The 13,613-nt window shown below is 68.1% G+C and carries 13 protein-coding genes and 5 pseudogenes; 6 read left to right on the top strand and 12 right to left on the bottom strand.

The genetic code is table 11. From position 1 onward, the window contains the following. Positions 1 to 204 precede the first annotated feature (204 nt). A pseudogene (locus ACH4TL_RS37350) lies at positions 205 to 321 on the top strand (IS5/IS1182 family transposase); the annotation flags it as partial. Positions 322 to 506: 185 nt separating this feature from the next. On the opposite strand, the pseudogene ACH4TL_RS37355 reads toward ACH4TL_RS37350, so the two are convergent. The 8 genes and pseudogenes from ACH4TL_RS37355 to ACH4TL_RS37390 all read right to left on the bottom strand — a co-directional run. Next, a pseudogene (locus ACH4TL_RS37355) lies at positions 507 to 605 on the bottom strand (transposase); the annotation flags it as partial. Continuing rightward, entirely contained in the window at positions 602 to 730 is a 129-nt protein-coding gene (locus tag ACH4TL_RS37360; RefSeq protein ID WP_398327329.1) for a hypothetical protein, read from the bottom strand. The gene ACH4TL_RS37360 and the pseudogene ACH4TL_RS37355, both read right to left, overlap by 4 nt. Before the next feature lie 188 nt (positions 731 to 918). Further along, positions 919 to 1,227: a helix-turn-helix domain-containing protein gene (locus ACH4TL_RS37365; RefSeq protein WP_398327332.1), complete on the bottom strand. Its 309-nt coding sequence runs from the start codon at positions 1,225 to 1,227 to the stop codon at positions 919 to 921. A gap of 17 nt (positions 1,228 to 1,244) precedes the next feature. Further along, positions 1,245 to 1,667, bottom strand: a complete 423-nt coding sequence (locus tag ACH4TL_RS37370; RefSeq protein WP_398327335.1) for a PIN domain nuclease — start codon at positions 1,665 to 1,667, stop codon at positions 1,245 to 1,247. Next, positions 1,664 to 1,867: a hypothetical protein gene (locus ACH4TL_RS37375; protein WP_009719339.1), complete on the bottom strand. Its 204-nt coding sequence runs from the start codon at positions 1,865 to 1,867 to the stop codon at positions 1,664 to 1,666. The genes ACH4TL_RS37370 and ACH4TL_RS37375 overlap by 4 nt, the downstream gene beginning before the upstream one ends. A gap of 380 nt (positions 1,868 to 2,247) precedes the next feature. Beyond that, positions 2,248 to 2,418, bottom strand: a complete 171-nt coding sequence (locus tag ACH4TL_RS37380) for a hypothetical protein (protein ID WP_398327339.1) — start codon at positions 2,416 to 2,418, stop codon at positions 2,248 to 2,250. A gap of 331 nt (positions 2,419 to 2,749) precedes the next feature. Further along, positions 2,750 to 2,875, bottom strand: a pseudogene (locus ACH4TL_RS37385) (DUF4232 domain-containing protein); the annotation flags it as partial. Positions 2,876 to 3,052: 177 nt separating this feature from the next. Then, positions 3,053 to 4,099 (bottom strand): LacI family DNA-binding transcriptional regulator, encoded by a 1,047-nt coding sequence (locus ACH4TL_RS37390; protein ID WP_398327342.1) that lies wholly within the window; start codon positions 4,097 to 4,099, stop codon positions 3,053 to 3,055. Between the two features lie 109 nt (positions 4,100 to 4,208). Here ACH4TL_RS37390 and ACH4TL_RS37395 point away from each other — a divergent pair. The 4 genes and pseudogenes from ACH4TL_RS37395 to ACH4TL_RS37410 all read left to right on the top strand — a co-directional run bounded on the left by ACH4TL_RS37395 (position 4,209) and on the right by ACH4TL_RS37410 (position 8,249). After that, positions 4,209 to 5,382 (top strand): annotated as a pseudogene (locus ACH4TL_RS37395) (phytanoyl-CoA dioxygenase family protein). Positions 5,383 to 5,435: 53 nt separating this feature from the next. Further along, on the top strand, positions 5,436 to 6,197 hold the full coding sequence (locus ACH4TL_RS37400) for an SDR family oxidoreductase (protein WP_398327345.1): 762 nt from the start codon (positions 5,436 to 5,438) through the stop codon (positions 6,195 to 6,197). Between the two features lie 31 nt (positions 6,198 to 6,228). Then, entirely contained in the window at positions 6,229 to 7,233 is a 1,005-nt protein-coding gene (locus ACH4TL_RS37405; protein WP_398327348.1) for a Gfo/Idh/MocA family oxidoreductase, read from the top strand. After that, the gene (locus tag ACH4TL_RS37410; RefSeq protein ID WP_398327351.1) at positions 7,230 to 8,249 is read left to right on the top strand and encodes a Gfo/Idh/MocA family protein; all 1,020 of its coding nucleotides are present in this window, start codon (positions 7,230 to 7,232) and stop codon (positions 8,247 to 8,249) included. Before ACH4TL_RS37405 ends, ACH4TL_RS37410 begins: the two co-directional genes overlap by 4 nt. Before the next feature lie 66 nt (positions 8,250 to 8,315). On the opposite strand, the pseudogene ACH4TL_RS37415 reads toward ACH4TL_RS37410, so the two are convergent. The 4 genes and pseudogenes from ACH4TL_RS37415 to ACH4TL_RS37430 all read right to left on the bottom strand — a co-directional run bounded on the left by ACH4TL_RS37415 (position 8,316) and on the right by ACH4TL_RS37430 (position 12,383). After that, a pseudogene (locus tag ACH4TL_RS37415) lies at positions 8,316 to 9,332 on the bottom strand (Gfo/Idh/MocA family protein). A gap of 27 nt (positions 9,333 to 9,359) precedes the next feature. Next, positions 9,360 to 10,274 (bottom strand): ATP-binding cassette domain-containing protein, encoded by a 915-nt coding sequence (locus ACH4TL_RS37420; protein WP_398327354.1) that lies wholly within the window; start codon positions 10,272 to 10,274, stop codon positions 9,360 to 9,362. A 7-nt stretch (positions 10,275 to 10,281) separates the two neighbouring features. Next, positions 10,282 to 11,364: an ABC transporter permease gene (locus ACH4TL_RS37425; protein WP_398327357.1), complete on the bottom strand. Its 1,083-nt coding sequence runs from the start codon at positions 11,362 to 11,364 to the stop codon at positions 10,282 to 10,284. Continuing rightward, entirely contained in the window at positions 11,364 to 12,383 is a 1,020-nt protein-coding gene (locus ACH4TL_RS37430; protein ID WP_398327360.1) for a sugar ABC transporter substrate-binding protein, read from the bottom strand. The genes ACH4TL_RS37425 and ACH4TL_RS37430 overlap by 1 nt, the downstream gene beginning before the upstream one ends. Before the next feature lie 324 nt (positions 12,384 to 12,707). Between ACH4TL_RS37430 and ACH4TL_RS37435 the strand changes: the two genes are divergently transcribed. Further along, on the top strand, positions 12,708 to 13,493 hold the full coding sequence (locus ACH4TL_RS37435) for a GntR family transcriptional regulator (RefSeq protein ID WP_398327363.1): 786 nt from the start codon (positions 12,708 to 12,710) through the stop codon (positions 13,491 to 13,493). Positions 13,494 to 13,613 lie beyond the last annotated feature (120 nt).

Here is a 13,613-nt window from a genome sequence, read left to right on the forward strand (position 1 = left end):
GCCTCGAACAACTCGACTGCCCGAACACGACGCGCCTCCGCCAACTGAGGCCGCGACAAAGGAGGAAGAGAGGAGCCGGCAACCGAAGGGGAAGGTTGATACGCCACCCCGACAGCCTCCCACCCATACGGCCACAACACCCACCGAACTTACGAAAAGATCAGTAGACGGTGTCCTATGTGGTGATCGCTCGTTGAGCTGTCTGTGGGGCGGGGTACGTGGAGTCGGATTGTTCCGGACGGGCTGTGGGAGATCGCCGAGCCGCTGATCCCACTGTCGAAGGTGCGGCCACAGGGCGGCGGAACGCAGGACACGCCTGAGGGTGCCGGAAACCGTGTCACCCTATGCGGCCTGCTTGTATTCGTGAATGAGGCCACCGAGCCGATCAAGCCGGGAGACCATTGTGCGGTCGCTGGCCGACCGCGGTTCTCGGCGATCAACTGGTCTGGTGGATGTTGTCCAAGGGATCGGTGCGGCCGGTGTCTGTTGTAGTGATCCGCGTACTCACTGACGACGAGGCGTAGGTGGCGCTGCCCGGTGATCAGGACGCGGTCGGTGGCCTCGCGGCGGCATGATCCGATCCAGCGTTCGGCGATGGCGTTCATCCGTGGCACGGCGGGCAGGGTGGGGGGACCACGCGTATGCCGGTCGCCTGGAAGACGGCGTCGAAGCTGTCGGTGAAGTAGGCGCCGCGGTCCCGGATGAGGAAGTAAGCCAGTCGCAGCAGCACGATCGATCATCTTGGCGCGCTGACGGCAGCAGCGCGAGAGCGCCGACTCGAGCGACCGCGGCCAGATTTCGGGAAACCCGAAGAACGGTCCCCACCAGGGCGGACGAGGTTTCCGGCAAGGGCAGGGTGCGAGGGCCGTCAGCGTGGAGAGTGCCACCGTCACGTGAAGAAGCCTGCCTGTGTGCGTGTCAGCGTTCTGTGGGGTGTTGTTCGGGCCATGTGGTCTGGGTGACGTGGTCGTGGAAGTCGGCTCGCAGGGTCAGCTCGCCGCCGAGGGCGGTGATGTAAGCGGCCATGGTGTCGATCTGCGGGGTGCTGGCTCCGTTTTCGATCTGTGCGATCCGGGCCTGGCTGACGCCCAGTTCCCGGGCCAGCGCGCGCTGGCTCATCCCGCGGCTGCGTCGGGCTCTTTTCAGGAATGCCCCCCAGGTGTGGGTGGTGGTTTTGTCAGGCGGTGCCGCGTCGGTGTGCTTGGCTGGGTGTGTGGTGTAGTCCATGGTGGCCGTTGTCCTTGTCAGTTGACGCTGCCGCGTGGGGCGATCCACTGGTGGGGTTGTCCGGTCACTTTGGCGATGGTTTCGAAGTCCGCGTCGTAGTGCAGCAAGGTCAGTCCGCATAGTTCTGCGGTGGCGGCGGTCATCAGGTCGACTGCTCCTGGTCCCTGGTGCCAGCTTGTGGCGACGAGGAGATCTTGCACCTGCCGGGCCCGGGTGAGTGCACGGTCGGGTACGGGGGTCCAGCCGAAGGCGTCGTGGAGGTAGCGCTCCAGTACGGCCCGCTCGTCGCGGCCGCCGGTGGCGCGGACCAGTTCGAGTTCGGTGATCTCGCACACGGCCACTCGGCCCTCGTCCAGGATGCCCGCCCAGTGTCGTTCCACGGCGGGGCTGCGGAACAGGCGGTTGCAGGCGCTGGTGTCGATCAGATGAGACTCGCTCACGCCGGGCGGGCCTCGCCGAAGGCGCCGCCCTCACCCGCGAGCTCGCTCAGCCGCTGCCGGGCCGCGCGACGCTGGTAGATCGCACCAACCGCAATATCCACCGCCTTGGCCACGACCTCGGTGTCATCCTCGGTGTGCAGGAGTTGCTTGGCCTCGGCGAGGCGCTCCTCGTCGATCTCAATGGTGATCTTGGCCATCATGTCCTCCCTGAATGCCTGGGCACCTTACCAATGATAACAAATCCCTTATCGACGGTGCTGGCGCAGGTGTCGCGTGGTCGACGTCAAGGCACCTCGGCTGGGATGCCCCGCGTCGGCTCCCATGGGCGGGGGAGGGGGCTCGGGCCCACGCGGTCGAAGTCGCCGGACCGTGGTCCGCGTCATTTGAAGGAGAGACGCGTCGCCCGACTGCGCCCCGGGAGACGCCGGCTGGCGCGTAGTGTGCGGGGTGCGTACTTCTCGGGCTTCGTGTGGCGGCGTATGGCCCTGAATGGACTGCTACAGAGTGGTACGGATGGTTGCGGAGAGTTGCCGCTGGGGGGCAAGGGGTCGCAGGTTCAAATCCTGTCGTCCCGACGGTGTTATTGCAGGTCGGAGATCGCCTCGTTGCGCTGGGCGAGCCGGTGGAGTTCTTCGGGGGTGGGGAGCCGGTCGCTCTTCGCGCTGTTGCACGCTTGGTGTGCGGGCGCGAGGTTCCAGATGACGTCCAAGTCCGGTCCGTGCCAGCCGGATACGCCGCCGAAGCGCTGCATACTTCAAAGGCCGGAAATTCTCGAACGGGACCTGGTTGTGCATCGAGTGGCGCGGCGGCCGGCAGCCGGGTCTTGGACGGCGGCGCGATGCCGGCCAGGTCACCAATACCTCGGCAGTTGGCCCCTGTCATCCAATCGAGGCGTTTGATAGGAAACGTAGTCGTTCGGGGTGCCGGAAACACGACGTCCAGGGCCCCCGGCGAGAAGGCCGGGAGTGTCGCGTGTCAGACGTGGCCACCGCACTACCCGGAGACTTCGACTTATTCCGGGAGTCCTGCGGTGGCGACCAGCAACGATGGAGGGAAGCTCGGAGGCTGTCCGGTTGGTACCGCCCGACCGGATTGATGTAGGTGGCCGGGTGGGTGGCGCCGTCCTGCTTGAGGATCTGGCCGCCGAACGGCCACCTCAGGGTGAAGTGTTCCGTCTCGTTCGGCGGTGTGACCAGGAACTTCGCCGGTGCCAGGTTCGCCGTGAGACTGTCCGGGTTGATGGTGGACACCTAAGCGATGGGCCGGGGCACGACGACCGAGGTCAGCAGCGTCGATACGCATACGGCCCAGTATCCGCAACCCCGGCACCCCCACCCCAACGACACCCCACTGCGCTGTTCGGGCATAGGGCGCTCGCAGCTGGTTCAGTCGACGACCGGCATGGACGGGGCTTCGGGCGGCATGTTGAACGGCGTGACCACCTGGATCGGCGAGGGGAGGGCGGGGCCGTCGTCGGGGAGTGCGTTGTGGGCGCGCATGATGATCTGGCAGGCGCGGCGCATGTCTTGGCGCAGGTCGTGGTGGAGGACCGCGGAGAGGCGGCGTTCGCGCAGCAGGCGGGTGTTGTCGTGGTCGAGGTCGTGGGCGATGAACACCGCGCACTCGCGGCCGAGCGTGTCGAAGGCGTCGAGGGTGGCGAGGTTGCCCCCACCTACGGAATAGACGGCGACAATGTCTTCATCACGCTTGAGCGCTGCGAAGACGAGGTCGCGCTGGGTGGCGTCGAGGCCGTCGCTGTCGGTGACCTCGATCAGGGAGCGCTTGGAATGGGCGAGGCGCATCGCACTGCGGAAGCCCATCTCGCGCTCCTCCTCGCCGCGGAAGGAGCCGCGGCTGATGGTGGTGAGCACCTTGCCGGGGCGGTTGCCGAGCCACTGTCCGAGGAGGTAGGCGGCGGTGGCGCCGGCCGCGCGGTTGTCGATGCCGACGTACGCCAGGCGCGCGCTGTGCGGCAGGTCGGTCACCAGGGTGACGACGGGGATGCCGGCGGCGACCAGCCGTCCGACTGCGGCTGCGATCTCCGGTTCGTCGGGGGCCTTGAGGATCACGCCCTGGGACCCCCGCTTGGCGATCTTGTCGAGGGTGCCGATCAGCTCGCTGGAGGGGCAGGTCTCACGGAAGTGGAAGCGTGAGCGCACGATGGCGGGATGCAGGGAGGGTAGTTCGGCCTCCAGCGCGTCACGTACGGCGGTGGAGAACCGCTCCGGGGTTTGCATCACGATTTCGATCATGAAGGTACGCCCCCCGAGCCGGACCTGGTTCCGCTGGCGGTCCAGGTCCTTGATGGCTTCCCTCACCTCCCTGATGGTGCTCTCCGTGACATTGCCCCGCTCATTGAGGACACGGTCGACCGTGGCCGTGCTCAAACCTGCCTGACGGGCGATTTCCCTGATCGGGTAGGGGTGCCGCATGACTGATCCCAAATGCCGATGATGGACTTTTGATGTATTGAGAAGCATTGAATGATGGGTTCGGGTTCTCAAGACTGGCAGAAAAGCACGGACTGCGAAAGGACTGGGAATGCCCCCCACAGCCGCGGGAGCGGGGACTCGGCTGACCGAGGCGGACTGCGACCTCGACACGTTCCGCTCCCTCGTGGAGCGGAACACCGACCCCGCCGAGCACCCCTCGGCCGAGCGGGTCGAGCAGAACGTGCCGCTCTACGACAGCGCACGGCTCCGCTCACTGACCGCATCCCCGGAGGACCGCCGGACGGTGCAGGACGAGCTGGTCCGGGCACTGCTGGACGGGCCGGGCATCGTCGACCTGAAGCGCGCCTTCACCGACACCGGTGTCGTGGACGGCATGTCCCGGGCCTGGCCTGATCGAGGAGGAGCACGCCACCGGCGCGGCTCGCGGAGACCACTTCGCCAAGCCCGGCGCCAACGACCGGGTCTGGAACGCGCTGGACAAGGTGGCCGTGCGGGCGCCGGAGGTGTTCGCGGACTACTACGCCAACGACATGCTCGCGCTGATCGCCGATGCCTGGCTCGGCCCCGCATACCAGCTGACCTCGCAGGTCAACGTGGTCAACCCGGGCGGCGCCGCGCAGAGTGTGCACCGCGACTACCACCTCGGCTTCCTCTCCCAGGAGCGGGCGGCCGCCTACCCGGCGCACGTCCACCGCCTCTCCCCCGTGCTGACCCTTCAGGGCGCGGTGGCCCACTGCGACATGCCCGTGGAGTCCGGCCCGACGCTGTACCTGCCGCACTCGCAGAAGTACGAGCCCGGCTATCTCGCCTGGCGGCTGCCCGAGTTCGTCGAGTACTTCGGCACCCACCACATCCAGCTGCCGCTGGAGAAGGGCGACGCGGTGTTCTTCAACCCCGCGCTCTTCCACGCCGCCGGGCACAACCGCTCGAGCGACATCCGGCGCATGGCCAATCTGCTCCAGATCTCCTCGGCCTTCGGCCGGGCCATGGAGACCGTCGACCGCGAGGCGATGGCGAACGCGCTCTTCCCGGTGCTGCTGCGCCGCAAGGCCGAGGGCGCCTCGGAGGACTGGCTCGACCGCGTGGTCGCCGCCAGCGCCGAGGGCTACGCCTTCCCCACCAACCTCGACCTTGACGCGCCGGTCGGCGGCCTCGCCCCGCCCTCCCAGGCGGACACCCTCCGGCAAGCGGTCGCCGAGGGCTGGGCCCCGCAGCGACTGCGCAAGGAACTACGGGCGGCTGCCGAGCGCCGCCAGAGCTGACAAGCCCGAGCGGAAAAGCCCGAGCGGGAAATGCTGGAAGGGACACAGCACTCATGGGATTGCTTGAGGACAAGGTCGTCCTCGTCAACGGCGGCAGCCAGGGCGTCGGCGCGGGCATCGTGCGGGCGGCCGTACGGGAAGGCGCGACCGTCGTCTTCACCGGGCGCCGGGCCGATGCCGCCGAACCGCTCGCCGCGGACACGGGCGCCCGCTTCGTACGGGCGGACCTCGCCGATCCGGCGCAGGCGCGCGACAGCGCCGTCCAGGCCGTTCAGGCCCACGGGCGTATCGACTGCCTGGTCAACGCCGCGGGGCTGACGTCGCGCGGCTCGCTGCTGGACACCACGCCGGAGCTGTTCGACCAGCACATGGCGATCAATCTGCGCGCGCCGTTCTTCGCGATGCAGGCGGCGGTGGCCGATATGACGGCCCGCAAGGCGCCGGGCACCATCGTCAACATCATCTCCAACTGCGCCCACGGCGGGCCGCCCTACCTGGCGCCGTACTCCGCGGCCAAGGCCGGACTGGCCGGTCTGACCCGCAACGCGGCCCATGCCCACCGCTGGGACCGCGTCCGGATCAACGGCCTCAACATCGGCTGGACGGACACTGAGGGCGAGGACGCCACCCAGCGCGCCTTCCACGGGGCGGACGACGGCTGGCGGGAGGAGGCCGCCAAGGCCCAGCCCATGGGCAAGCTCGGGCAGGTCGACGAGATCGCCGACTTCGTCGTCTTCCTGCTCTCGGACCGCAGCGGAGTGGTGACCGGATCGGTCATCGACTGGGACCAGGTCGTCATCGGCGGCCTGGACTGAGCCGCCCTCGGACAGAAGGAGCACGATTCTCATGCGTATAGGCATCATGGGACTGGGCCGGATCGGCGCCTTCCACGCGGAAACCCTCTCCGGGCTGGACGCGGTGGACTCGCTCGTGGTCACCGACCCGGTGGCCCCGGTGGTAGCCCTGGCCACCGAACGCTTCGGGGCCACCGCGGTGGACTCCCCCGAAGCCGTGCTGGCCGCTGGTGTCGACGGCGTGGTGATCGCCGCCGCGACCGACGCGCACCCCGGACTCATCCTCGCCGCCGTCGAAGCGGGCATCCCCGTCTTCTGCGAGAAGCCCGTGGCCCGCGGCGTCGACGAGAGCCTGAAGGTGCTGCGGGCGGTGGAGGGCAGTGGCGTCGAGGTGCACATCGGCTACAACCGGCGCTTCGACCCGGGCTGTATGGCCGCGCGCCGGGCGGTGGTGAGCGGTGAACTCGGCGATCTGCACACCGTACGGTCCACCACGCTCGACCCCGCCCCGCCGCCACCCGCCTACGTGGCCGTCTCCGGCGGCATCTTCCACGATTGCAGCGTGCACGACTTCGACATCGTGCGCTGGGTGACCGGCCGCGAGGTGGTCGAGGTCTACGCGACCGGCGGCAACCGGGGCGCGGAGTACATCCGTGAGGCGGGTGACGCCGACACGGCGTCCTCCCTGCTCACCCTCGACGACGGCACCATCGCCGTCATCTCCAACTCCCGCCACAACCCTTGCGGTTACGACGTGCGTCTGGAGTTGCACGGCATGAAGGACAGCATCGCGGTCGGCCTGGAGGACAAGCTGCCGCTGCGATCCGTGGAACCGGGCACTGCCTTCCCGGCGGGCCCGCCGCACACGTTCTTCATGGACCGCTTCGCCGACGCCTACCGCGCCGAACTCACCGCCTTCACCGAGGTCGCGGCGGGCACCCGCCGGTCCCCCTGCACGGTGGCGGACGCCATCGAGGCGAGCTGGATCGCCGAGGCGTGCACTCTGTCGGTCCGCGAGCACCGGCCCGTACGACTCGACGAGGTGCGCACGGGATGACGGACGAGCCCCTGCGCATCGGCGTCCTGGGCGCGGCCCGGATCGCCGAGCTGTCGATCGTGGGTCCGGCCCATGCGGGCGGCCACCGCCTCGTCGCGGTGGCCGCCCGCGACCGGGGCCGCGCCGAGGCGTTCGCCGCCGCCCACGGCGTGGAACGCGTCGTCGACTCGTACGCCGACCTGATCGCCGACCCCGAGGTCGAGGTCGTGTACAACCCGTTGGCCAACGGCCTGCACGGGCCGTGGAACCTGGCCGCCCTCCAGGCCGGCAAGCACGTCCTCACCGAGAAACCGTCCGCGAGCAACGCGGAGGAGGCGGCCGAGGTCCGCGACGCTGCGGCCGAGGCGGGCACCTCCTTCATGGAGGGCTTCCACTACCTGTTCCATCCGGTAACCCGGCGCCTGCACGAGCTGCTGGACAGCGGCGAGCTGGGCGAGCTGCGGCACGCGGAGGCCATGGTCGCCATGCCCGCGCCACCGGACAGCGACGTACGCTGGTCGCTGCCGTTGGCCGGCGGTGCGCTGATGGACCTCGGCTGCTACAGCCTGCACGCGCTGCGGACGCTCGCTCCCTGGGCCGGCGGCCCGCCCCGACTGGTCGCAGCGCGCGGCGGGGAGAAGGCCGGGGCCGCGGGCGTCGACGAGTGGCTGTACGCCGATGTGGAGTTCCCGGGAGGCGTCACCGGTACGGCCAACTGCCACATGGCGTACGACACGTGGCAGATGAGCTGCCGCATCGTCGGCACGTGCGGCGAAGCCACGGCGATGAACTTCGTGCAACCGCACCTGGACGACCGGGTGGTGGTGCGCACGGCCGCCGGCGAGCGCACCGAGGATCTCGGCCGCCGGTCGTCGTACGCCTTCCAGCTGGAGGCCTTCGCGGCTCATCTGCGGGGCGGTGCACCACTGGCCCTCGACGCGGAGGAGGCGCTGACCACCATGCGTCTCATCGACGACTGCTACCAGGCGGCCGGGTTCCCGGTCCGGCCGCGTACGGTGGTTCCGGCCACCGGCTGAAGAATGACGCACAGCGGGAGAGGGCGGTACCGGACCGGTACCGCCCTCTCCCGCTGTGCGTGCCGCCTACTGGTAGAAAGCGGGTCGCCCGATCATCTCGACCTCGACGCGCCGCCCCTCCCGCTGGGACAGCACGCCCGCCTCGCACACGGCCGCGGCCGCATAGCCGTCCCATACCTCGGCCCGGTCGTCTCACCGCGCCGCGCGGCGTCCACCCAGGCCTGAACCTCGCGGTCGCAGGCGTCCGCAAAACGCTCGAGGTAGTCCGGTGTGACACGGCCACCCCAACGGCCGTCGGCGCTCAGCCTCGGGCCGTGTTCGTCGTCGATCCGTACGGTGCCGCGTTCGCAGACCGCTTCGGCTTGCACCTGGTAGCCGTAGCCGCAGTGACCGAAGATTTCGACATCGACGAGAGCACTCGACTCGGTTTCGAAGAGCACGAACTGCGGGTCGTTCATACCGGCAGGGATACGACGTCGAGGCGGGCTTGTGCACGGTGACCGCCGTGATCTCCTGGTCGAGGAGCTAGCGGGTCACGTCCATCTCGTGCACCACCGAGTCGTTGATGAGCATCTCGTTGGTGAACCACGATGGCATGGCCGGGTTGCGGTGCCGGTGGTGCAGCATCAGCGCCCTGCCCAGCTCCGCACTGCCGAGGAGCCGCTTGAGCTTCGTGTACTCGGCGTCGTACCGCCGCATGAAGCCCACTTGGACGCGCCGGTGCCCGAGCCTCTGTTCCGCCTCCAGGATGCGAATGGCGGAGGCAGCGTCGGGGGTGAGCGGCTTCTCGCACAGCACCGGCAGGTCACGGTCGAGGGCTTCGAGCAGGGCCGCCTCGTGGGCGGGACCCGGGGAGGCGATGAGGACGGCGTCCACGTCCTGCGCCGCCATGGCTGCCGCGGGTTCGGTTTACGCCGTGCAGCCCTCGATCGCGTCCGCGAGCGGCCCGGCGCGTTCGGCCTCGATGTCGACGACGGCCGTCACGCGGGCCCCGCCGACGAGACGATGAAGTCTGCGCGCATGGTCCACGCCCATCTTGCCGGTGCCGACGACGGCGACGCCGAGTGCTCGCTCAGATGGCATGTTCTGATGTCTCCGTGGTGGGTGAAGTCAGTTGGCCTGAGCTGTGCCGGCCTGAAGTGCGTCATGTTCGGGGAGTTCCTCGACGTCGACGCCGCGGACCTGCGCCAGCTCATGCTTGAGGGCCACGAGTTCGGCACCGCCGGCCATGTGGTTGGTCAGCTCATCGAGCGTGATCTCGCTGCGGGAGGCGGACAGTTCCATCGTGCCCAGGCGCAGCACGCTGAAGTGATCGCCGACCATGTAGGCGTGGTGCGGGTTGTGGGTGATGAAGATGACGCCCAGACCGCGGTCGCGGGCGGCGGCGATGTACTTGAGCACGACGCCGGACTGCTTGACGCCGAGTGCGGCGGTGGGCTCGTCCAGGATGAGGACGCGGGCGCCGAAGTAGACGGCGCGGGCGATGGCCACGCACTGCCGCTGGCCGCCGGAGAGGGTGCCGATGGGTTGTTCGAGGTCGTCGAGGACGATGCCCATCTCGCGCAGCTCGTGGTCGGCGGTCGTCTTCATCCGCTCGATGTCGAGGCGGCGGATCGGCCAGGGCCCCTTGGTCATTTCAGAGCCGAGGAAGAAGTTGCGCCACACCGGCATCAGCGGCACGGTGGCGAGGTCCTGGTAGACGGTGGCGATCCCCTTGTCGAGGGCCTCGCGGGGGGTGGAGAAGCGCACCGGGGTGTTGTCGACGAGGAAGTCGCCCTCGGTGTGCCGGTGCAGTCCGGAGATGATTTTGATCAGGGTGGACTTGCCCGCGCCGTTGTCGCCGAGCACGCAGGTGACCTGGCTGGGATGGACGCTCAGGCTCACCCCGTGCAGGGCGCGGATATTGCCGTACGACTTTCCGGCGCCGCGCAGTTCGACGGTGGGGCTGTCCTTGTCCGCGGCATGGTCTGGGGCGTTGTCCGCGAGGATCGCGCCGTGCGTGCCGGATTCGTTGCTGGATGTCATGGGTCGGTTACCTCCTCCTGGTCGCCGACTGGCGGACCCACAGATTGATCAGGACCGCGCCGAGCAGCATCACGCCGAGGAAGGCCTTGAACCAGTCGGGGTTCCAACCGGCGAACACGATGCCCTGGTTGACCATGCCGAACATGAACGCGCCGAAGACCGGTCCGATCGCGGAGCCGTAGCCACCGGTCAGCAGACAGCCGCCGATCACCGCCGCGGCGATGTAGATCAGCTCTTGGCCCACGCCCTCGCCCGACTGCACCGTGTTGAAGGTGAACAGCTGGTGCATCCCGACGAACCAGGCACCGAAGCCGACCAGCATGAACAGGGAGATCTTGGTGAAGGTCACCGGCACGCCGACCGCCCGTGCGCTCTCCTTGTTGCCGCCGACCGCGAAGATCCAGTTGCCGTACCGGGTGCGCAGCAGTACCCAGGTGGCCAAAGCGGCGAAGGCCAGCCAGTAGAACACGGTGATCTTCACCTGGACGCCGCCGATGGCGAACGAGGAGGCGAAGATCTTCTGTGCCTGGGCGAAGCCCGCCATGTCGCTGATGTCGTCGGTGGCCACGTTGCCGGTGACCAGCTTGGCGACCGCGAGATTGACGCCCTGGAGGATCAGGAAGGTGCCCAGGGTGACCAGGAAGCTGGGCAGGCCGGTCTTGACCACCATCCAGCCGTTGAAGAAGCCGATCGCCAGCGACACGATCAGCGCCACGAGCACACCCGTCCACACGTTCAGGGTGAGCTGGTAGCTGAGCATGCTCGCGGTCAGCGCAGAGGTGATCACCGCGACACCGGACGACAGGTCGAACTCGCCGCCGATCATCAGCAGCGCCACCGGCAGCGTCATGATGCCGATCGTCGACGACTGGTACAGCACGGTGGCCATCGAATTGCCGTCGCGCACCGGTGGCGCGGCGACCAGGAAGAACACGTACACCGCGGTGGCACCGAGGAAGACACCCACCTCCGGCCGCGCCAACAACCGGATGGCTGGCGGCCGTTCGGATGTGCGGCCGTCCTTGTCACTGGCCTGCGGGGCCGGCGACGGGGAGCCCGTCGCCGCATTCGTGGTCTGGGCCATGGCCATCACCGGGTTCCCTTCGCGGCGAACTGGGCGATCTTCTCGACGTTGGACTTGTCGACGAAGGCCGGCCCGGTCAGCACCGGCGCGGTGCTGCCGCCGCTGAAGTTGCCGTTCGTCTTGTACAGCCACAGGGCGTCGACCGACAGGTAGCCCTGTAGATACGGCTGCTGGTCGATGGCCCATTGGATCTTGCCGGACTTGATGGCGCCGACCGCGTCCTTGTTGAGGTCGAACGTGGCGAGCTTGGCCTTGCTGCCGGCGTCGGCGATGGACTGGATGGCGGTCATCGCGAACGGGGCGCCGAGGGTGGTCACGTAGTCGATGGAGCTGTCCGTCTTGAGCTTGGCGGTGATCGTCGATTTCACGGACGGCATGTCGGTGCCGTTGACGTAGAGAATGTCGGTCTTGCCGGAGAAGGTCTTCTTCACACCGGCGCAGCGGGCCTCCAGAGCGACCTGCCCCTGCTCCATGATCACGCAGACCGTGTGCTTGGCACCGACCTTGTTGAGCCTGCGGCCGTAGGCCTCGCCGGCGATGCTCTCGTCCTGGCCGAAGTACTCGAGCAGACCCTGCTTCTTCCAGTCGTCGACGCCGCTGTTGAAGCCCACCACGGGGATACCGGCCTGTTCGGCCTTGGCGACCGCGCCCTTCACGGCGCCCGGTTTGGCCAGAGTGACCGCGATGCCGTCGACCTTCTGGTCGATCGCGTTCTGGATCAGGTTGGCCTGGTTGGGGCCGTTGGGGTCGCTGGAGTAGATGAGCTTGACGTTGTCCTTGGCGGCGGCGGTCTGGGCACCCTTGCGGATCGTGTCCCAGAAGGTGTCACCGGGCGCGGCGTGCGTGATCAGGGCGACCGTCATGCGGGGTGTGGTGGCCTTGCCGGCCGAGATGTTGTTCCCGGCCTCGTCGGCCTTCTTGCCGCCGGAGCCGCTGGAGCATCCGGCGACCAGCAGGGCGGCCGCAGCCGCCGCGGCAACGACGGGGGTGAATCTTCGGGAACGGGGGCGAGTCAAACGGTCCATCTTTCCGGCACCTCACTGTGCGGCAGGGGAGGGGAGAGGCGGCTGATCGAGCAAACGCTCCGGATCACATGCCGTTAACACGGTTGTTTCGTATGACGAGATAGAACCCTCAAGCCACTCCTGGGTCAACGCTTGTAAAGACATCATTTGCCCATCAGGGCAAGATGTCAGAACAATTGCTTGACGCTGGTTACGCGTGACCTCTACACCTGAAATGGTCAGGCGTATCGCCGCGTCAAGCCACGAGATGCAATAGCCGCGGATTGAGCGGGGTCGACATTATCCGTTCCTGAGTCCGGCTGCCCGAAAGGAAACCCGCACCCGATGAAGAGCCTCCGCCCCGGGCGCCGGAAAGCCGTGGGCAATACGGCTGGGCTGGGCATCGTCATCGACCGCAAGAGCCCGGTACCGCTGTACTACCAGTTGGCCCAGCAGCTGGAGCAGGCCATCGTCCGCGGCCTGCTCCTGCCGGGCGACCTGCTCGACAACGAAGTGGAGGTCGCCGAGCGGCTCGGCCTGTCACGGCCGACCGTCCGGCAAGGCATCAGCGCCCTGGTCGAGAACGGGCTGGTGGTACGGCGCAGGGGCATCGGCACCCAGGTCGTCCACAGCACGGTCAAGCGCCCGCTGGAGCTCACCAGCCTCTACGACGACCTGGTGGAGGCCGGGCAGCGACCGAGCACACGGGTGGTACGCAACGATGTCGTCCCCGCGTCCGCCGAGGTGGCCACGGCTCTGGGCATCAGCCAGGGTGACAGTGTGGCCCGGCTGGAGCGGATCCGGTACGCGAACGGACTCGCCGTGGCCGTCCTGCGCAACTTCCTTCCCAGCGATCTGTCGCTCGACCTGGACACCGAAGTACTGGAAACCACAGGTCTGTACCGGCTCCTCCGCGCGGCCGGCATCGGTCTGCACAGTGCCCATCAGGCGGTCGGCGCCCGAACGGCCACTGCCGAGGAGGGCGAACATCTCGGGGAACCCGCGGGTGCGCCGCTGCTCACCATGCGGCGCACGTCGTACGACGCCGGCGGGGCGGCCGTGGAGTACGGCACGCACCTCTACCACGCCACGCGGTATGTGTTCGAGTTCCAGCTGCTGGTACGGACGTAAGGGGCTGGTTGCGTCCGACGCGCGGTGGGCGGGTTTAAGCAGGGGTGGTGAGGACGACCGTGATTCCGTCCTCACCACCCCTGCGGCTCTTGCATTTCCTGCATTTCTCATGTTCGGAAA

It is taken from the genome of Streptomyces sp. NPDC021115 (assembly GCF_044333065.1).
Taxonomy (GTDB): Bacteria; Actinomycetota; Actinomycetes; order Streptomycetales; family Streptomycetaceae; genus Streptomyces.